The following is a 21,256-nucleotide window of genomic DNA, read 5'->3' as shown; positions in this document are numbered from 1 at the left end:
CAGCAAATGAGCTGTTGACCACCCTTTTCTCCTACATTCAAATGGTACTATTCCTCGTACAGAGACTCCAATTCGTCAATTAATGAGCCAACATAAGCTACCGCTTTGGAGATTGGTTCAGAAGTGGACATATCGACTCCCGCCATAGCCATTAATTCCAGCGGACTCTTGCTACCTCCGGCTTTAAGGACTTGGAGCCAGCGGTCTACAGCCGGTTGTCCTTCCTCGCGAATCAATTGTGCTGCAGCTGTTGATGCGGTCAGTCCTGCGGCATAAGTATATGGATAAAGACCCATATAATAATGCGGTTGCCGCATCCAGGTAAGCTTCGCTCCTTCATCGAGCTCGACCGCGTCACCCCAGAAATCGGATAGCACGGCACCTTTTAGCTCAGATAGCTCATCTGCGGTAATCGGCTCATCAGCCATCGCATGGCTGTATACCCGTCGCTGCATTTCCGCTTCCAGAAGGTGAGTCACGTAGTTATGGTAATACGTGCTCAGAAGCTGAAGAATAACAGAGCGCCGCATCCGCTTATCCTCGGATTGACTGAGCAAGTGATCCGCCAGCAGCAGCTCGTTCATCGTTGAAGGCGCTTCAATAAAATACAAGGAAGGACGCGCATTGGTGATACGCTGATTCTTCGCTGCCAGCATCAAATGACCGGCATGCCCGACTTCATGCGCTAACGTGAAGGCATTGCGCATATTGTCCGCCCATGCCATCAGGATATAAGAATGTACTCCGTATACGGAGGAACAGAACGCGCCTGTAGATTTACCAATATTATCGGCATAATCCACCCAGCGCATGGAGAACGTGGATTGAACGATCTCGCCGTATTCAGGACCCAGTATCGACAAAGCACTGGAAATTGTAGAGCAAGCTTCTTCATAAGTGATGCTTGGATTGAAATCCGTATCCATCGGCGCTTTCAAATCGCAGAACAGCATTTGATCCAGCCCAAGCACACGCTTCTTCAGCTTCATAAGTCTCCGCATATGCGGAGCTAACTCCGTCAGAATTGTATCATGGATATTGTTGTACATCTCCATGGTCACTTGCTGCGGCTTCAGCAGCATGTCCGTTACGGAATCATACCCGCGAAGCCGGGACATCACCACTTGCTTCTTCACTTCGGTGGCGTAAGCCTCTGCAAAGGTATGGCGCGATCCCTGCAGTGACTTCGTGAAGGAAGCATAGGCTTCGCGTCGAAGCTGCGTATCCTCGGACATTTCGTAAGAATTCTCGTACAAACGGAACGAGACCGGTTTGGTTTCGTCATTTACTCGAATATCGTCAAAGGTCATATCCGACAGCTTGCTGCGCAAATAGATGCGGTAAGGGGACCCGAGCACCTCTCCTAGCGATGCTAGCACGCTCTCCGTCTCAGGGCTCAAGCGGTGAGGTTTGGTTTCCAGCAACAATTTCAAGCTTCGGGCATATGGAACAAGCCCTTCTTCCTTCGTTATGTAATGTTCGATGGCGCCATCTTCGAGATCCAGCAGCTCCGATACAATAAACGTCAGAGAGGATTGGATGCGTGAGAGAACATCGCCCGTTTTGGCCGAATTCGCCAAGTTAGCCGGGTTGGTTCCGTCCTCCGATTGCCGTAATCTGGCATACGCTCCAACTTTGCTGATGCTTTCCATCAAAACTTCCTGTTCATTCAAGCATTCCAGAAGAACAGATGCACCCTCTCCCAGCCTACCTTTGAATCGTGTCAATTGAGCAGCTTGCGATTCAAGCGCTTTTAACCCCGCTTCGAATTCTTCTTGCGAGACAAACAAATCATCCAGATTCCAGGTTGCCTCGATTGGAACCTCACTTCGTGTCAGCAACTTCCCCATGGATACAACTCCTCTCGTGTCTTTTACTCTCGTGATTGACGACAGCATTTACGAATGAATAGCAACTGCATAACAATTCCATCATATCACAGTTTTTCAAGGGACCGTATCCGCTTTTCGGCCTTGACTTGGGACCATATTTATGGATATAGTTGTTCTATACTCTTATCTAAAGGAGAGATTTTGATGTCGGTGGTCGTTCTTAACTAACCAAATTTCATATGGATCGAAATGTAAAATTTTGGGCATTCCCTGTATTGGGATATGTTTATTTTTTGATGGATTTTCATTTCATCCGTTGAATTAGTTAAGAACTGCGGATATCAATTGAAGCCCCTTTAGGGTTTATTCAGATATGATATGGTCATCCGTGCTGAGTTCAGCGCGGATTTTTTGGGTCTCCCCTCTTTTATGCAAAAGGGTTATTTGGAGCTGTCCCATAACGCCATGCCATCGGAATAACGGTCTATGGGCGGAAAGCGAACCTTAGTAGTTCGCTTTCCGTCCTTTTTTGCATTGTATGCCATCCATTTTATAAATCAAAAGGAGAATGAAGCCCATGAAACCATTCGCATTAAACAAATTGGAGTATGAGAGAATACGCACCGAGCTTGAACGCTTTGCCGTATCGTATCTGGGAGTCGAGCATATTCAGAAGATGGCCCCCCTCACCCAGATGAAAGCCATCCACAATAAATTGAATGAAACGGTAGAAGCCAAAACTTTGCTCCATACCGGAGCCAGCGTACCTATTCCTTCACTGGAGGGAATAAAAACGGTCCTGGATTTGCTCGGTACCGGCTATGTCCTGTCTGAGCGTGATTTCGGGAATATGGTCCAATATCTGAGAAGCTGCCGCCAGCTCATTCAATATATGAATGCCAAGAACGACATTGCTCCATTGATCAGTTCCTACGCCTCTTCCATGCATGAACTGCGTCCGCTTCTGTCCGAAATCGAACGCAGCATTCACGGCGGACGTGTCGTGGATAGCGCCAGCAAAGATCTCGCAAAAGTCCGCAAAAAAATCATCATGACCGAGGAACGGATCAAGCGCAAGCTCGACAGCCTGATAAGCCGTTACAAAGGGATCATGCAAGAGCATGTCATCAGCAAACGCGGAGGACGTTACGTGCTGCCCATCAAGAAGGAACACCGTAAATCCGTGAATGGCTCGATTCTGGATGAATCGGCAAGCGGACAGACCGTATTCATCGAGCCTTCCGACTTGCAGGCACTTCAGATGGAATTAACTCTCCTCCATGCCGATGAAGTTCGGGAAGAAACAAAGGTGTTGAGTGATTTAACCGCACTTGCCGAGCAATATCAATTCGAACTGAGAACCAATGCCGACATTGTTGGAGTCTACGATTACATCATAGCCAGAGGAAAGTATGCCATTTCCATCGGCGGGCGCAATGTGAGCCTGAACCAGGAAGGGTTCATCCATTTAAAATCCGCGGTGCATCCTTTAATCGGCTCCACCATGGTACCGCTGGACTTTACCATCGGGAAGCGGTATAAAACCCTGATCATTACAGGACCTAACACCGGCGGCAAAACTTCAGCGCTCAAGACGGTTGGACTCATTACGGTCATGGTTCAATCCGGTCTGCTGGTTCCTGTAGCGGATGGCAGCCATTGCGCCATCTTTGAGGAGGTTTCCGTCGATATCGGAGACGGACAGAGCTTGGAGCATGCCCTCAGCACGTTCTCTGCACATATACGCAACATCCGCGACATTTTACAGACGGCTAGCCGGTCCACGCTCGTACTGCTCGATGAGATGGCGTCCGGAACGGACCCAGGTGAAGGCGTTGGATTGTCGATCGCCATTTTGGAGGAATTGAGTCAACGTCAAGCAACGGTTGTAGTCACCACCCATTTTACAGAAATCAAAAATTTTGCCGAGCGCACAGCCGGCTTTGAGAATGCCCGCATGGAATTTGACGCTGACACACTTGAGCCCCTCTATCGTCTGCGGATCGGTGAAGCCGGTCACAGTTATGCCTTTGTCATTGCCGCGAAGCTGGGCATTCCGGAGTCGATTATAACCAGATCGCGTGAAATCACGGAAGCGGGAGCTGCAAGAGGCGACAAAGTCCTTAGAGATGATGTTCGCTCAGAGCCCAAAGCATGGGCAGAAGAAGCGAGTCTGGCAGAACACGTTACCTTACCGACAGACGAACAGGATGAGCTAGTGATTGTTCAAGATCATGTAGATGAAGATGAAGATCCTCCCTCTTCCCTCTATCAACTTGGCGATCGTGTCTATGTGCCTTATTTGAAACGTAGCGGAACCGTGTATGAAACCATGGACGGTAGAGGAAATATCGGTGTTATGATTCAGAAGGATCGACTGAAGATTAACTACAAACGACTGAAACCTTATATTGCCGCCAAGGATCTTTACCCGGAGGATTATAATCTTGATATCGTTTTTGAGAGCAAAGAGAACCTGAAGAAGCGTAAACTGATGAACCGCAAGCACGTTGAAGGACTGCAGATTGAAACGAAGCCGGAGTAACGAAGCTCTTGGGATGAGTCGCAGGATATCTATAAAAAATCCACAGGATTTGCGTGCGAGGAGAGATCACGATGATCATACGTACAGAAACCATAAACGATCATGAGAAGGTCCAGGACCTTCTCACTCAGGCTTTTCCCGGACAGGAAGAAGCGCTTCTAGTACAACGGCTGCGGGAAGACAAAACCTTTCAACGGGAATTGTCAATCGTTACAGAAGAAGATGGGATCATCAAGGGACATATTATGTTCAGCCAGGCCAGCCTTATTGACGGCATTCATAGCCATTACGTGGCTGCGCTAGGGCCACTGGCTGTGCTTCCGGATTATCAACGTCAAGGGATCGGCGGAATTTTGATTGAAGAAGGCAAACGGCGGTGCCTCTCGCATGGCTATCCCCTTGTTTTTCTATTCGGCCATCCGGCGTATTATCCCCGTTACGGCTTTGTTCAGGCCAGAACCTATGGGATCGACTTAACGCAATTCACGGTTTCCGATGAAGTGTTCATGGTTGCCGAGCTTCAGCTAGGCGCACTCAACCACCTGCATGGCGAATTCCGTTTCCACTCCGCATTCGAAGATTTGGGGTAAGTCGAGCTTCAAAGTCCATATCATCCGAATAGGTTTGGTCAAGCCGGGCAATCCTTGGTGGCATTCAGCTTCTGATATGTTGTACAATAAAGTCTAAATGACTATTTGAAGGATGGTTTTCAACATGTATGTAGCTCAGGATTGGCAAGATTACGAGGTCATCGATACCGGAGGCGGGGAGAAGCTGGAACGCTGGGGCGACGTGATTCTCAGACGTCCGGATCCGCAGATCATATGGCCGATTGAACGTGAAGATGAACAATGGCGCAGTGTTCACGGACACTATCACCGCAGTTCGTCCGGCGGCGGGCAATGGGACATGAAAAAGCAGCTTCCGGACCGGTGGACCATCTCATACGACCAATTAAAATTTCATATTCGACCAACCAATTTTAAACATACCGGTTTGTTTCCGGAGCAGGCAGCCAACTGGCGTTGGATGATGGATAAGATCGCCTCAGCCGGACGTCCGGTCAGCGTGCTGAACCTGTTCGCCTATACCGGGGGAGCAACCGTCGCGGCCGCCTCGGCCGGAGCTCAGGTTGTGCATGTGGATGCTGCCAAGGGGATGGTTCAATGGGCCAAGGAAAATGCGGCATTGTCCGGCCTCGCCGACCGTCCTATCCGTTATATCACGGATGATGTATTTAAATTCGTGCAACGAGAGCAGCGTCGAGGGAACAAATACGATGCGATCATTATGGACCCTCCATCTTATGGCCGCGGTCCAAGTGGAGAAACGTGGAAGCTTGAACAAAGCTTGTACCCATTTCTCGAAAGCTGCATGAGCATTGTATCGGATAATCCGCTGTTTATGCTGATTAACTCCTATACGACCGGCATCTCCCCTACCGTTCTGAATAACATGCTGACCATGACCATGAAGCCGAAATACGGCGGTATCATCAGTGCGGGTGAAATCGGATTGCCGATTACCCGCTCCGGTATGAACCTGCCATGCGGCATCCTGGGTCGATGGGAGTCCTGATTCGATGAGCAAGCGGGAACCAGCAGCATATCCGGTAGTGCCGATTCTTTTCGAGGATAATCATGTGTTAGGTGTAACCAAGCCAGTAAACATCCCCTCCCAGGAGGATGCTACCGGCGATCCCGACATGTTGACGATTCTGAAACAGGACATCAAGGAGCGCTACAATAAACCGGGCAATGTATTTTTGGGATTGGTGCACCGTCTGGACCGTCCGGTTGGCGGAGCGATGGTCTTTGCCAAGACCTCCAAAGCCGCATCCCGTTTATCGGAAGCCGTCCGCAATCGCAGCTTCCGCAAGCAGTATGTAGCGGTCGTTCACGGGATTCCTTCGAAAACCTCAGGTCGGCTCGTAAATATGCTGTATAAAGATGTGAAAACCAACACCGTCCATGTCACCTCTAAAGGTACCGACGGGGCCAAGGAGGCCATTCTGGATTACACCGTGCTCCAAACGGCGGAAGGCTTCAGCCTCGTCCTGATCGAGCTGCACACGGGCAGGCCACACCAAATCCGTGTACAGCTGAGCCATGCGGGACATCCGCTGTTCGGAGATCAGAAGTATGGAAGCAAGGTGAACAAAGCCGGGCAGCAGATTGCCTTATGGTCCGTATTGGTCGGATTTCCGCACCCCGTTACCAAAGAGGAAATCGCCATCCGTTCCATGCCGGCATCCGTCTATCCCTGGAGTCTCTTCTCCATGGACAAGCTGGAGGCCACATAACGGTTCTATACAATAGAACTCAAAAAACGAAATCCATCCTTGGATTTCGTTTTTTCATGCCTCTGTTTCACCGTGGAAAATATTGTAATATTCTATCCCTCTATGATATTATATTATCCTTTTACTTTTATCAAAGAATACCAAACAATAGTAAATATATTAATTTAGTATTATTTAGTTGATTTAGTCACATATGGAAGAAATATCTATGAGTGCCGCCAAGCCCACACATCCCTACCTGGTTGGGAACCCTCCAACGTCGCGGCTTTGTGGTTGCTTAATTAATCCCATTACGTCTTGTGAACATTCGAAATCGTGGTGTGACCATGATCTTGATGTTCAATAGAATGAAGATATGTAATAGCCCCCAAGGTAGCTGCCGTATGCAGTCGCCCAGGGGGCTTCTCTACGTTTGCAACGTCAACGTTAGCATCAAGAACTCACGCCTCAACCAGAACTTCCTTTGGAGCTGTATTAATCTTCCCTAATAGATAGATAAGCAGCTGTTGATTATGCGAGGATATACGATTCAGAATTTGGGAAAGGTACTCATCCCTAACCAGTAACCCGCGCGTATATTCCTCTCGCCCTTTATAGGATATCGTCACCCAGACGATCCGTCTGTCATTTTCGTCCCGTTCCCGTTTGATCAATCCATTCTTCTCCATCCGGTCCAATAGCATCGTCACGGCTGCCGGACTTGTAGCCAGGTAAGGAATGAAATCGGAAGGTTTCATTCGCTCTAGCTCAGCAAGCACCTCCAGCACCATCAATTGCGATTCCGTCAATGTCGGTGCTAATCCGGCTTCCATATGGAGCTTATAATCCTTAGCCAGCTTGGACCACACCTTGGCGAATTCGGCAGTATGCATGTTTATCCCGTCCCTTCAATTATGTCTGTCATGATCAAACATCGGATACCATCCGTGGATGTTGCACTGTACTTCGATGAATGGATTTCGTTTTGAACCCAAGTCATGATTCCATAATAGTTTATAGGATTAACTTTTCGCGGGGAACCTCCCAATATCCTTCTTTTTTCGTTAAAAAATATAATTTCCAACCAACCGACAAAACCCGCCAGCCCTTATATGACGGCGTTTTTCAATGTTCACTTCACTTCGACATGGACGGACATATGTCAAATAGTATAAATAACAGTTCAAATATTACGCAAACACAAAATATAGCAAAAGCACCTCGACAAATATCATCGAAGGTGCTTTTCGCCCATCTATCTTACAACAAACTTGAAACTACCTAAACGAAGGATGTTCATTCATTCTTGTTTAACTTTCTTTGCCTAACTCCGCATGCGGAAGACTTACCACATCGACAATCTGTCCTTGCTTGCCAACATCGGCAAGCAGCTTGCCTATCGATTTACGTTCCGCGATCGGAACTTTCTCCGTCTGAATCAGATAAGCTTGCCCGTCTTCGCTGTACGCCATAATCTGCAGCGGTTCACGGCAATAGAAAGCACCGACAATAGCGCTGCCGTTAGGCTTCACCCGCTTGCCTTCCTTAAACTCAAATGTAGCCATTCCTTTTCCGCCGCGGCTTTGCGTCTGGTAATCCAACACCAAGCTGCGCTTACCATAGCCAAGATCCGTGATGGTTAAAATTTCACCCTCATCGTTCTCCACCCATAACGCTGCAACGACTTCGTCCCCGTCACGGAGTTGGATTCCCCGGACCCCGCCGGATACGCGTCCCATGGCGTTGACTTCCTGCTCATTAAACCGGATACTCATCCCTTCTTTCGAGATCAGCACAATATCTTTACTGCTATCACTTACGACGACCTGGATAATGCTATCTTCCGCAGCAACCTTGGCTGCCGCAACAGCGCCGGCCCGCTTGGTGACATACTCCTTGAGTTCTGTGCGCTTCACCTGACCTTTGCGGCTGACGAACACAAGGGATTTGCCCTCTTCTTCAAAGTTCGAAACCGGAATGACCGATACGATGTGATCCTCTTTCGGCACCTGAATCACGTTCACGATGGCCGTACCGGCATCTTTCCATTTGTATTCCGGAATCTGGTGAACCGGCAATAAGAAATACTGTCCACGGCTCGTGAATATGAGCAGATTCTCCAGAGTATTGACTTCAAACAGTCGGGTGATGTAATCCCCTTCCTTAACGCCTGAGCTTTCCAGCTCACCGCCGCTTCGGGTGAAGGATAACATGCTGGTACGCTTGATATAGCCTTCATTAGACAGAGTTACGAGCACGTCCTCAGCGTTAACCAGCACTTCCAGATTAACCTTGATCTCTTCCACTTCTTCCTGAATGACCGAACGCCGGTCGATGCCGTACTTCTCGCGAATTTCTAGCAGCTCTTTGCGAATGACGGCAATCAGTTTCTTATCGCTGTCCAGTATCGCACGCAAGCCCTCGATTTTCTTCGTCAACTCGTCCAGCTCTTTTTGCAGCGAATGAATTTCAAGGTTCGTAAGGCGGTATAATTGCAAAGTCAATATGGAATCGGCTTGTCGCTCCGTGAAACCAAACATCCATTGCAGATTGTTCTGGGCATCCTGGCGATTCTTGGACGCTTTGATCGCCGCAATGACCTCATCCAGTATATTTAATGCCTTCACCAGGCCTTCCAATACATGCGCCCGATCCTCTGCTTTCTCCAGCTCGTACTGCGTCCGGTGCGTGACGACTTCACGCTGATGCTCGATATAGGCGGATAACATGTCTTTAAGCCCCAGCTGTTGAGGGGTTTTATTCACGATCGCAACCATATTGAAGTTGTACGTAACTTGCAGATCGGTCTTCTTGAACAAATAAGCAAGAATCCCGTTTGCGTCGGCATCCTTCTTCAGCTCAACGACGATGCGAAGTCCTTCCCTTCCGCTCTCATCGCGAACCTCGGCGATGCCCTCGACCTTTTTCTCCAGTCGTATGTTCTCCATAGCGGTAACAAGCCGGGACTTAACAACCTGGTAAGGAATTTCCGTGATGACAATCTGCTGCTTGCCGCCGCGAAGCGATTCAATATCCGTCTTCGACCGCAGATAAACGCGGCCTTTGCCTGTCCGATAGGCATCCAAAATGCCTTCGCCGCCCATAATGATTCCACTGGTCGGGAAGTCCGGACCTTTGATAAAGGTCATAATCTCGGCCAGCTCAATCTCCGGCTTCTGCATGACAGCAATACAAGCATCGATCACTTCCCGCAGATTGTGAGGCGGGATTTCAGTCGCGAAGCCTGCGGAAATCCCGCTAGCTCCGTTCACTAGCAGGTTTGGGTACCGTGAAGGCAGCACAACCGGTTCCTTAGCCGTGTTATCAAAATTATCCTTAAACAGCACGGTCCGCTTCTCGATATCCCGAAGCAGCTCCATGGCAATCCGCGACAATCTGGCCTCGGTATAACGCATCGCTGCTGCAGGATCATCGTCCTGGGAGCCCCAGTTTCCGTGACCATCTACAAGCACATGCCCCATCTTCCAAGGCTGAGCCATCCGAACCATACCTTCATAAATCGAAGAATCCCCGTGCGGATGGTAATTACCCATGACATCCCCGACCGTTTTCGCCGATTTACGATATGGTTTATCCGGTGTGTTACCCGAATCGTACATGGCATAAAGAATCCGGCGCTGAACGGGCTTCAGGCCGTCACGGACGTCCGGGATCGCCCGGTCCTGAATAATATACTTGGAATACCGGCCAAATCGGTCACCTACGACCTCTTCCAGATAAGCCGGTAAAAATTGCTCCGATAAACTCATTCCTTCACCTTCTATTCCTCAAACTCCGCGAAGTTGACATTTTCTACAATCCACCGCTTGCGAGGGTCTACCTTATCCCCCATCAGCGTAGACACACGACGCTCCGCTTTGGCAGCGTCATCGATTTGTACCTGCAGCAATGTCCGTGTTTCCGGGTTCATCGTCGTTTCCCATAATTGCTCCGGGTTCATCTCGCCCAATCCTTTGTAACGCTGAAGTTCATAGTTCTTGAATTCCTTCAAGTAATTAGCCAACTGTCCTTCTGTCCAAGCATACCGTACCGTCTCCAGCTTTCCGGACTTGCTTGCGATTTTATATAGTGGAGGCTGCGCAAGATAGACGCGGCCTTCATCAATCAGCGGTTTCATGTACCTGTAGAAGAACGTAAGCAGCAACACCTGAATGTGAGCGCCATCCGTATCCGCATCGGTCATGATGATAATTTTCGAATAATTGCTGTCCCCGGCGGTGAACTCCGTACCGATTCCTGCTCCGATCGCCGCTACAATTGCACGGTATTCATCATTCTTCAGGATGTCGGCCAGCTTCGATTTTTCCGGATTCATCGGTTTCCCTTTAAGAGGCAGTATAGCCTGGATTTTCGAATCCCGTCCCTGCTTCGCAGAGCCGCCAGCGGAGTCCCCTTCAACAATAAACAATTCGGTTCTCGTAAAATCCTTGGACTGTGCCGGCGTCAGCTTGCCGCCCAGATTGGAGCTTTCGCTGCGCTTCTTGCCGGTGCGCATCTCATCTCTTGCTTTACGGGCCGCTTCACGCGCTTTGGAGGCCTGAATGGCCTTCTTTAACAGCGTTTGTGCGATCTGCGGATTCTCCTCGAGGAAGATTTGCATCTTCTCCGTGACAATGCTGTCAACCGCACTGCGCGCAGAGGCGCTTCCCAGCTGGTCCTTGGTCTGGCCGACAAATTCGACCTCAGCCATCTTAACGCTGATGACGGTCATCATGCCTTCCCGAAGATCATTCCCCTCCAGGTTCTTGTCCTTTTCCTTCAAAAGATTGTTCTTGCGGGCATAATCATTCATGACACGGGTATACGCTGTCTTAAAACCCGTCTCATGCGTACCGCCCCCGCGCGTCGGGATGGAGTTAACGAATGAAGCCAACGTTTCGGTATAGCCTGCATTATATTGAAGGGCGATTTCAACTTCGATATCATCCTTCTCCGCATAAAAATGGATCACATCATGCAGCACATCCTTGCCTTCATTCAAGAACTGCACGAACTGGCTTGCGCCGCCTTCATAGAAAAACTCTTCCCCGTTGCCGCTGCGCTCGTCTTTCAATACAATACGAAGTCCGGAGTTCAGGAAGGCAATTTCCTGTAAGCGCTCTGCAAGCGTGTCGTAGTTCAGGTGCGTTCCCGTGGTAAACACGCGTGCATCCGGTTTAAACGTAATCTTCGTCCCGGTTTTGTTCGTATTACCAAGCACTTCAAGGCCCGTTACCGGTTCCCCGACATGCTCTTTTTCTTTTTTGTCCTTCCAGTATTCAAACCGTTGGCGGTGAATTTTACCATCACGGTAAATTTCCACCTCCAGCCACTCGGACAGCGCATTGGTCACAGATGCGCCAACGCCGTGAAGACCGCCGGACTTCTTATATCCGGAACCGCCGAATTTACCGCCGGCATGCAAAATCGTAAAAACAACCTGCGGGGTGGGGATGCCTGTCTTGTGCATTCCGGTTGGAATACCGCGTCCGTTATCGTATACCGTCGCGGACCCGTCTTTATGCAATGTAATTTCAATTCTCGAGCAGTACTTGGCCAAATGCTCGTCTACGGCGTTGTCCACAATTTCCCATACCAGATGATGCAAGCCTGACGAGCTTGTGCTCCCTATGTACATGCCTGGCCGTTTGCGCACCGCAACGAGGCCTTCGAGCACTTGAATGTCGTCAGCATCGTATCCTGAACGGTTGTTACCGCCGTTCTTCGATGACTCTGCAAACATATCGATCTGTTCGACCATTCATGCTCCTCCTTCAATTTCACGTATCTAGTGTATTTCTATTTCTACATTTCAATATTTTAGAAGAACGCTGTTCTCTAAAAAATGCAAACAAATGTTTCATGCTTTGTCCATTTTAATTCAAGATATCCCTTCTCGTAAAGACACTGAATGAAACAATAACCGCACAAATTGCCCAGAGGGCCAATACCACAAGGGAAAAATTCAAAGTCATCCCCTCAATTGGCGGCAAATTGCCGGCTAAATAATTGGTCAAATTCAGGTTTACCATGAACAAATATTTCGCGCTGCTCCACGCCGATGCCATATTCGTCAGAATATTTCCGGCAATTAATGCGGCCATCATAATCACAATGCTCGCCGCTGTACTTCGAACCAGCACGGACACCATAAAGGCCAGCATACCGACACATACGCCGACAAACCACACCAATCCGCCCTGCATCAGCAAATACTTCCACTGAGGAACAGCATGAACACCAGACATATCCACATCAGAACCAACAATTTGGAATCCCGTGAATACCGGTATGTCAAACCCCTTGTATCCGAAGGCAAGACCGGAGATCAGATAGGCTATGACAAAGGTGGAAACGACAATAAGAGACGTAAACATGATCAAGGCGATCAGTTTACTCAGCAGCACCTTCCATCGCTTCACAGGCCTTGTCAGCAGCATCTTGATGGTACCGGTCGTCCGTTCGCCGGAAACGATATCCGAAGCGATGGCCATAATGAGCAGCGGGATAAACAGAGATATCGCATTATTCAAAAATTCACGTGTGAACGTAACCCCGTTTGGTTGATTAGGATTCACATCATGCTGCAAATAATACTGCATTTGCTGAATAAAGATTTGCCTGTATCGTTTCCATTCATCCGGTACCCTCTCACTGCTAAGTGAATTCTCATTATCCGTGATTCGCTGCTGAAGCTCAAGCCGCCAGTCACTGTTGAACTTGTCCCGGCTTCGTTCAGCCGACTTCATCTGGGCATAGGTAAACATGGGAACCAGAACAAGAAGAACGAGCAGGACAACATAGAACCGCTTTCGTTTGATAATTTTGATACACTCGTTCTTGATCAGGGGCAACAGGTTACTCAATGCTCTCACCCTCCGTCATCTGCAGGAATAGCTGCTCCAGCGTAGGATTGATCCGATGAACCTCCCGGACCTGTACTCCCGCGGCTACCAGCCGTTCCACAGCTCTAGACGTGTATGTAGCGCTCATACGAGTTACAATAGCGTCCGAAGACATGCCTGCAAGCAAATTATCGTCGAGCACCTCCTCAGGGCGGTCGACAATTTGGCAATAATCCAGCTTTTGCAATATTCGTTTCCCTTGCGCGGCAGGATTTAGATCCCAGATAACATGATCACTGCTGCCGGCAATCAACTCTTCGACCTCGCCAACCGCAAGCACTCTTCCGCTGCTGATGATCGCCACGCGATGGCATAGCAGCTGAATTTCGCTCAGTAGATGGCTGGAGACAAAAACAGCCAGCCCTTCTTCGGCCAATTGGTGTATGAACTGTCGCATCTCTTTGATCCCTTTCGGATCAAGACCGTTCGTCGGCTCGTCCAGAATGAGCAGCCTCGGTCTGCCGAGCAGGGCCTGGGCTATCCCGAGCCGCTGCCGCATTCCCAGTGAATATGTGCTCACCTTGTCATGAATTCTTCGATCCAATCTCACCGTATCCACAACTTCCTGTATTCGCTGCTGGTCAATGCCGGGCTGCATTCGTGCAAAATGCTCAAGATTTTCCCATCCCGTCATATACGAATACATTTCCGGATTCTCCACGATGGACCCAATATAACGCAGCGCCTGCTCCTGCTGGCGGTTCACATCATAACCGCAGACCTCGATCCTGCCGGAGGACGGTTTAATCAGGTCCACAAGCATGCGGATTGTAGTCGTCTTTCCTGCCCCATTCGGCCCTAGGAACCCGAAAATTTCGCCTGCGCGCACGTCGAACGACACATCATGTATAATCCATTTTCGACCGATTTTCTTTTTTACATGCTGGACAGATAGTACGATTTCTTGAGCTTGTTCATTCATCGAGTTCCAACTCCCCATATGACATCCTCATCATGCCTACAGCATACCCTCTACAATTCGATCCGCTATCGCCTGATATCCTGCCCCGTTCGGATGAAAATGGTCCGAGGACAGATACTCGCCCAGCTTGTGCTGAAACAGATCGAACGTGGGGACCAATGTCATATTGGGATCCCGGTTCACGATCTCCATGACCGCATGATTCCATGCAGAGACCACAATATTGCCGGGTATCAACAAGTCTTCCAAATCGGAAAAAGGATGATACAGACCGATATAAACGATTCGCGCATCCGGATTAATGAGGCGAATTTTCTCCAGAATCGCCTGCAGGCGTTCAGATGCCTGCGGCAATGCAGCCATCAGCTTAGCAGGTTCGAGCTCCAATTCACCGGAATCCGCCGCCCCTTCCATCAGCCCGCTGCCTTGAAAGATATCATTGCCTCCAATCGAAAGCATAATGACATTGGCTTGCTTCAAGGCATACTGTATCCCCTTGTCGTCCAGCTTGGGAAGGAGTCCTTCGGTAGTCATTCCGTTTATGGCCAGATTCGCTAGCAGGCTCGCTGTTCGTCCATCGCCATTTAATTGATCCACGCTTCGGCGGACAAAACCGCTCCCGGTATTGTCCCCCGTTCCCTTGGCCAGTGAATCTCCAATCGCAGTTACCTTTAAATCATTCGGCAAAACCGATTGTAACGGAGCGCTCTCCGGCTTCTCCGGCGCTGTCTTTTCTTCGGACGCCTCGGATCCCCCACCAGTCAGCAAGGGCTGTCCTTGCGGATCATTAATATCCTTAAACGCATACACAAAACCAAGAATAAGCACAATCGTTACAATAACCGACACGGAGGCAGTGATCCGCCATATCCATGCAGATGATTTCATGACATTCCCCCTACAAAATTCCTCATGTACATTACCTTAAGACTTCTATAAAAAATTTGCAAATCAAAACACGCAAAGAAGACTGCCCCGGACGCATTCTTTCGATGCGTGACCGGGGCAGCCCTTTAGATGAAACAAGATAAGTGCTTATTCACTGATGAATTCTTGAACCCAATATCCGTTGTAATATCCAACACCGATTTTGGTAAAGTTCGGAGACAGAATATTTTCACGATGACCTTGGCTATTCATCCATGAGTTCATGACTTCCTGTGGTGTACGTTGTCCTTTAGCAATATTCTCACCGGCATAGCCGTATGAAATACCGTAAGCTTTCATCATATCAAATGGAGAACCATGCGTCGGCGAAGTGTGGCTGAAATAATTGTTATCACTCATATCCTTCGCTTTATCCAGCGCCACGGTTGTCAGCTTAGCATGGACTGTTAGCGGCTTCAGACCTGCATTCGCACGTTCTTTGTTCACCAATGTGACAACTTCGGAAGCAAAATCCGATTTCTCCGTTGTACCCGCAGATTCGGAAGGCTGGGACGGTGTTGTAGATGGAGTGCTGGTCTCAGGCTTACTTGTTTCCGGTTTGCTGGTTTCCGGTTGAGTCGTTTCTGGTTTTGTGGTTTCTGGTTTAGTCGTTTCTGGTTTAGTCGTTTCTGGCTTGCTGGTTTGCGGAGTCTCAACAGGTTTGTCTGCCTGAGGCTTTTCGGTTTGCGGCTGCTGAACCACACATTTAAACTGTGATTCCAAGCCTTGGCTCTCCAGGAATTCCTGGATCTTTTGTTGCCAGTTTACATAATTATTGCTCTCGGCAGGTGCAGCAGACGCCGTCGTTGGCAGCATGATACCGACAGCCAATACAGCAGCGATGCTGCCGCCTGCGATTTTCTTTATCCAATGGTTGTTCATGAATGCTCATCTCCTATGCTCATAGTTGTGAGTTTGCTTGACCGCCCGTTCTAAGATGAATTTCTAGGGTGCTGGACGATCAAACAATAGTTACATTTTTGTAATCTCGTACGAACACATTGTAACACATTTGATATCTTCGGCCATCCTGCAATTGTTGGAAAAGCGTCCTTGAATTCCTACCTATCTTATATAAAAGAGCCCCAATCGGGTTTCAGGCCAAACAAGAAAAAACCCACCCCAAAAAATGGGATGGGTTAATGAAAAGACCAAGACTACAGCTTTTTACTAAACTGGTATCCAGCCTTTTCAAATCCAATATGCTCATAAAATGCATGTGCGGGAGCAAGTTCTTCCCGGTTGCCGCTTGTGAGAAACAAGAGGTGGCTACCATGCTGTCTTCCCCATGTCTCTGCACCGCGAATCAATCTTTTGCCAATCCCTTGGCCGCGGCAGCTTGAGGTTACAATAACCGAAGTAATTTGAGTGACCGGTTCGGTCATAGTGAAGGATTTGACTTGACGAAGCATGATCATACCTACAACAACACCATCAACCTCAGCAATCAGATTGCCGTATAATGGATTGTCGTTCATGGCTTCCATCCGTTCCCGCATGACATTCAGCGTGGTCGGATAATTCAGTTCGCGCATCAAGGATGTGACAGCTTCCAAATCATTCTTCTCAAAGTTTCGAATCAGCAGTGCAGGCGCAGATAATACGCTTTCGATGCTCATTATACCCTCATGCTTCCCTTCTTCTATGAATTCTGAGTAAACTCTACTTCTATTTTGTAAGTTTATGAAGAAGATTGCAAGTATCAAGCGACATTTTTTTTACATTTGTGTCGGTTTTGTTAAACCTTTGTTAAGCCGTTTTTACAAAAATCGGTATTGTGCTTCAATCAGCCCATGGTACGTACCCTGCTTCTGCATAAGCTGGCTGTGATTTCCTTCTTCGATAATCTTGCCATGATCCAACACGACGATATGATCGGCATGGCGGATCGTTGACAAACGATGGGCTACGATGAAGGAGGTTCGGCCCTTAAGCAGCACTTTAAGAGCTTCCTGAATTTTCAACTCCGTCTCGGTATCGATACTCGCTGTTGCTTCATCCAGAATCAGAATCCGCGGATCGGCAAGGAGCGCTCTGGCAAAGGACAACAGCTGCCGCTGGCCCATGGACAGCATATTCCCGCGTTCCTCAACCTCCGTATCGTAACCGCCCGGCATCTGGACAATAAATTCATGTGCGCCGACCGCCTTGGCTACATCCTCAATCTCCTCATTAGTCGCATCCAGACGGCCAAACCGGATATTATCCCGAATCGTGCCCGAGAATATGAAGGTATCCTGCAGCACGATGCCAATCTGATTTCGAAGACTTTCAACCGTTACCGATTGGATATCGTATCCGTCGATGGTTAATTTACCTTCGGTAATATCATAGAATCGGCTGAGCAGATTAATGATGGTGCTCTTGCCTGATCCGGTATGACCGACCAGCGCAATTGACTGACCTGCCTTCACGTCCAGATTGATGCCTTTGAGAGCCTGGCGTCCTTTTTCATATTCAAACACCACATTCTCCAGCTTGATGTCCCCTTTAATCGTCGGCAATTTCTTCGCCCCAGGCTGATCATCAATGCTCGGCTTCTCGTCAATAAATTCAAAAATACGTTCAGAGGAAGCCATGGCGACAAGCAATTGGTTATACATTTGGCCAAGCCGATTGATCGGCTCCCAGAAGTTCCCTACATATTGGGTAAAGGCAATTAACAGACCGATGGTAAGCTCGCCTTGTTGGATTAACACGGCACCAAGCCAGAACAAGATCAGTGAACCAAAACCACCGGTAATTTCGATAAGAGGCCCAAACCCTTGGTTCATGGCAGACGCCTTATCCCAGGACTTTTTGCTGTCCAAATTCATGTTGTCAAAGAACTTCATATTCTCTTCTTCTTGGGTGTAAGCTTGGGTCACGCGGATCCCCTGAATCGATTCATTCAAGTGGGAGTTAATCCGCGAGTTCCGAATCCGTACATCCTGCCATGCACGCCGGATGCGTACACGGAGTTTGGTCGAGATGAAGAACATAATCGGTACCGTGACAATAACAGCAAGACCGAGCTTCCAGTTTATTAATAGAAGAATGACCACAATACCTACTAACTGCACGCAGTCGATGATCAGGTTGACAACCCCGTTAGTAAACAAATCCTGCAGGGAGTTAACATCATTCGTAACCCGGACCAGCACAGATCCAGCCGGACGCTTGTCGAAGAAATTAAAGGAAAGGCGCTGAATGTGCTGGAACAGATCCGCTCGCAGGTCATAAATGACCCGCTGACCGATGATATTCGTAAACTTGATACGGAATATCCCGGCAACCCATTGAATGATATACATCGCCAGAACCGCGATTGTAATCTGATACAACAAGGTCAGACTTGGATTCCCACTCTTCGGTTCGATAGCCCGGTCAATGGCCAAACTGGTCAAGAACGGAATGGCCAGCTTCGTAATGGTACCGATGACCATCATAAGCCCGATCAAAGGGAGAATCTGTTTCGCGTATGGTTTCATATACGAGATCAGACGTGTCAGCTGCATCCAGTTAAACGGTTTCTCAATTGCATCGTCGTCCTTGTATACAAAACGTTCATTGGTTTCTTCCGAGGGCTTCCGCGGCCTCGGAATCTTTTGCTTCTGATGCGGTTCAGTATTTACATTGGCGTTCATGCTTGCACCTGCCCTTGCGTACCTCCTGCTTGAGCTTGCTTCGCAATAAGGTCCGCATATTGTATTTTGTATACATCCTGGTAAGGCCCCGGCACCGCAATCAAATCGTTATGCTTGCCGCGCTGCACGACTTTCCCTTCATCCAGAACGAGAATTTCATCCGCATGACGCAAGGAAGAGATCCGGTGAGCGATAATAAAAGTCGTTCTGCCGTTCATGACTTCCTGGAAGCCGGACTGAATTTCATGCTCGGTTTCCATATCCACTGCACTGGTGGCATCATCCAGGATCAGGATTTTCGGATCTTTCAGAAGGGCACGCGCAATCGCAATCCGCTGCTTCTGTCCGCCAGAGAGTCCCATCCCCCGTTCACCGACAATGGTATCGTAACCATCCTTCATTTCCATAATAAACTCATGGGCTTTGGCCAGCTTGGCAACACGGATGATCTCTTCCATGCTAACGTCCTTCATGCCGTAAGAAATATTGTTGCGGATACTGGACGAGAACAAGAAGGTCTCCTGGAAGACCGTGGCAATCTGACTGCGCAGACTCCGGATCTTAATATCATTAATGTTCATGCCGTCTAGTTTGATGCTGCCCTGATTCACATTATAGGCATGCATCAAGAGTTGAATAATGGTCGATTTACCGGACCCCGTTCCCCCAAGCAAACCGATCACCGAGCCGGGACGAGCATCCAGATTAATATCTTTGACTGCTGCCATCTTGTTACCGTAAGCAAAGGTGACATTATCAAATACGACATGGCCCTTCACCTCGTTTGGCACCAAATCTACCGCACGCTCACGGTCTTCAACATCAATCGGCTGATTCAGCAGCTCCAGCACCCGTTCACCCGATGCCTTGGACTGCGTGTAGTTATTAATGTGAAATCCAATCCCCCAAAGCGGGCCGATTATGTACCAGATCAAAGTAAAGAAAGCTGCTAGTTCCCCTACCGTCATGGAGCCTTGGATAACCATCCCTCCGCCGATGGCAAGCAAAATGACGACACTGATATTCGCAAAGAGCTCCATCATCGGGAAGTACCGTGCCCATAGTGAAGAGGCAAAAATCTGGTTGGTTTTGTAACGCTCATTCCGTTCAGAGAATTTCTCCACTTCGTGCGGCTCGCGAGCAAAAGACTTAACGGTACGAACACCCGTAATATTCTCCTGAACCGCAGTCGTCAGCGAGCTTAGTGCCAGACGCATTTCCTGGAAAGCCGGATGGATCTTGGATTCGAATTTTAGAGCTGCCACAACCAAAAATGGCATCGCTACCAAAGTTACCAGCGTCAATTGCCAGCTGATGGTAAACATCATGATGGAACCGAAAGTCACCATCAATACCAGATTGAGCAGCTGAGCGAAACCGAAGCCGATAAACATTCGGATGGCTTCCAAATCGCCTGTCAGCCGTGACATCAAATCCCCGGTCCGAGCCGTGTCATAGTAACGGAACGATAAAAATTGCAATTTTTCATAGCAGGCGTTTCGCAACGCGTAAGCCAGGTAGTTACCCAGCCTCCCCCCAAAAAATCCGTGCAAAAACTGCATGAAAGCTTTAAGGATGACCACACCCAGCACAGTGAGCGCCAGCTGCGGTACCATGCCGTAATTCTCCAGCTTGATTGCATCGTCAATCAGCACCTTCAACAGCTGCGGATAGACAAGTCCTAAAGCGGTTGCAATCGCCAGACACAGCATGGAAAGAAAAAGATAACTTCGTTTCTCCCAAAAGAAGCCCTGCAGTTGCCTGAGAACATTCATGTTTATCCTCCTTTGGATTATTTTCGTTCAGGTTATGTAGCATTTATGAAGTTTATCATCGAGCTGAACCCGCGGCAAAGAGGGAAAACCGTCATAAATGAGCCAAAAGGACCTAAAGGGGGCAAATAGTAGAACTTATCTTTGTTTCATAATGAAATCATCGGGAATTCTCATTAATACTAGGGGATATAATCACATTGTCAGTCCCTTCAACCATCAGGCTTCATCCACTCTATTCGACTTTTTTGAACATGCTTACAAAAGGGTAATATCCTAAGCTGATTTCATCCTAGTCACGAACGTTGTAGCGGATTAAAATACGTCATACCATCCTCTTGACCTTCATTAGCCCGGATAAGCATAGGAAAAAAGGCGCCCCGCCATGAAGACATAGGGAACGCCTTTGGATTGAGGAGTGTATGATTGGAGTTCACCTGCATAAA

The 21,256-nt window shown here is 48.5% G+C and carries 16 protein-coding genes; 5 read left to right on the top strand and 11 right to left on the bottom strand.

The features are described 5' to 3' along the window. Nucleotides 1-47 precede the first annotated feature (47 nt). Nucleotides 48-1,850, bottom strand: coding sequence for an oligoendopeptidase F (gene pepF / locus NYE54_RS13060; protein WP_339272259.1), 1,803 nt, complete (start codon nucleotides 1,848-1,850; stop codon nucleotides 48-50). 559 nt (nucleotides 1,851-2,409) lie between these two features. On the opposite strand from pepF, the gene NYE54_RS13055 reads away from it, so the two are divergent. The 5 genes from NYE54_RS13055 (at nucleotide 2,410) to NYE54_RS13035 (ending at nucleotide 6,964) form a co-directional block, all read left to right on the top strand. After that, nucleotides 2,410-4,377, top strand: coding sequence for a DNA mismatch repair protein MutS (locus tag NYE54_RS13055; RefSeq protein ID WP_339272257.1), 1,968 nt, complete (start codon nucleotides 2,410-2,412; stop codon nucleotides 4,375-4,377). Nucleotides 4,378-4,448: 71 nt separating this feature from the next. Continuing rightward, complete coding sequence (locus NYE54_RS13050; protein WP_339272255.1) at nucleotides 4,449-4,967, top strand: N-acetyltransferase; 519 nt, start codon at nucleotides 4,449-4,451, stop codon at nucleotides 4,965-4,967. 124 nt (nucleotides 4,968-5,091) lie between these two features. Then, a complete protein-coding gene (locus NYE54_RS13045; protein WP_339272253.1) occupies nucleotides 5,092-5,955 on the top strand; it encodes a class I SAM-dependent methyltransferase in 864 nt (287 codons plus the stop codon). Nucleotides 5,956-5,959: 4 nt separating this feature from the next. Continuing rightward, on the top strand, nucleotides 5,960-6,679 hold the full coding sequence (locus NYE54_RS13040) for an RNA pseudouridine synthase (RefSeq protein WP_098743124.1): 720 nt from the start codon (nucleotides 5,960-5,962) through the stop codon (nucleotides 6,677-6,679). 204 nt (nucleotides 6,680-6,883) lie between these two features. Continuing rightward, complete coding sequence (locus NYE54_RS13035) at nucleotides 6,884-6,964, top strand: carbohydrate-binding protein (protein WP_339273484.1); 81 nt, start codon at nucleotides 6,884-6,886, stop codon at nucleotides 6,962-6,964. A 155-nt stretch (nucleotides 6,965-7,119) separates the two neighbouring features. Here NYE54_RS13035 and NYE54_RS13030 read toward each other — a convergent pair whose 3' ends face one another. The 10 genes from NYE54_RS13030 to NYE54_RS12985 all read right to left on the bottom strand — a co-directional run bounded on the left by NYE54_RS13030 (nucleotide 7,120) and on the right by NYE54_RS12985 (nucleotide 20,813). Further along, nucleotides 7,120-7,551 (bottom strand): MarR family transcriptional regulator, encoded by a 432-nt coding sequence (locus tag NYE54_RS13030; RefSeq protein WP_339272251.1) that lies wholly within the window; start codon nucleotides 7,549-7,551, stop codon nucleotides 7,120-7,122. 417 nt (nucleotides 7,552-7,968) lie between these two features. Continuing rightward, nucleotides 7,969-10,428, bottom strand: coding sequence for a DNA gyrase subunit A (gene gyrA / locus NYE54_RS13025; protein ID WP_076321037.1), 2,460 nt, complete (start codon nucleotides 10,426-10,428; stop codon nucleotides 7,969-7,971). An 11-nt stretch (nucleotides 10,429-10,439) separates the two neighbouring features. After that, nucleotides 10,440-12,419 (bottom strand): DNA topoisomerase IV subunit B, encoded by a 1,980-nt coding sequence (gene parE, locus NYE54_RS13020; RefSeq protein WP_339272249.1) that lies wholly within the window; start codon nucleotides 12,417-12,419, stop codon nucleotides 10,440-10,442. Between the two features lie 115 nt (nucleotides 12,420-12,534). Continuing rightward, a complete protein-coding gene (locus tag NYE54_RS13015; RefSeq protein WP_339272247.1) occupies nucleotides 12,535-13,524 on the bottom strand; it encodes an ABC transporter permease in 990 nt (329 codons plus the stop codon). Beyond that, complete coding sequence (locus NYE54_RS13010; RefSeq protein WP_076321034.1) at nucleotides 13,517-14,485, bottom strand: ABC transporter ATP-binding protein; 969 nt, start codon at nucleotides 14,483-14,485, stop codon at nucleotides 13,517-13,519. Before NYE54_RS13010 ends, NYE54_RS13015 begins: the two co-directional genes overlap by 8 nt. Nucleotides 14,486-14,521: 36 nt before the next feature. Then, nucleotides 14,522-15,373: a GDSL-type esterase/lipase family protein gene (locus NYE54_RS13005; RefSeq protein WP_339272245.1), complete on the bottom strand. Its 852-nt coding sequence runs from the start codon at nucleotides 15,371-15,373 to the stop codon at nucleotides 14,522-14,524. A gap of 147 nt (nucleotides 15,374-15,520) precedes the next feature. Continuing rightward, nucleotides 15,521-16,294, bottom strand: coding sequence for a CAP domain-containing protein (locus NYE54_RS13000; RefSeq protein ID WP_339272243.1), 774 nt, complete (start codon nucleotides 16,292-16,294; stop codon nucleotides 15,521-15,523). 275 nt (nucleotides 16,295-16,569) lie between these two features. After that, nucleotides 16,570-17,031, bottom strand: a complete 462-nt coding sequence (locus NYE54_RS12995) for a GNAT family N-acetyltransferase (protein WP_053493894.1) — start codon at nucleotides 17,029-17,031, stop codon at nucleotides 16,570-16,572. Between the two features lie 141 nt (nucleotides 17,032-17,172). After that, entirely contained in the window at nucleotides 17,173-19,038 is a 1,866-nt protein-coding gene (locus NYE54_RS12990; RefSeq protein WP_339272239.1) for an ABC transporter ATP-binding protein, read from the bottom strand. Then, entirely contained in the window at nucleotides 19,035-20,813 is a 1,779-nt protein-coding gene (locus NYE54_RS12985) for an ABC transporter ATP-binding protein (protein ID WP_339272238.1), read from the bottom strand. Before NYE54_RS12985 ends, NYE54_RS12990 begins: the two co-directional genes overlap by 4 nt. Nucleotides 20,814-21,256 lie beyond the last annotated feature (443 nt).

Source organism: Paenibacillus sp. FSL K6-1330 (genome assembly GCF_037976825.1).
GTDB lineage: Bacteria > Bacillota > Bacilli > Paenibacillales > Paenibacillaceae > Paenibacillus_AQ.
Note: the sequence above shows the minus strand (reverse complement) of the source record. Positions and strands in the feature narration are given on the sequence as shown.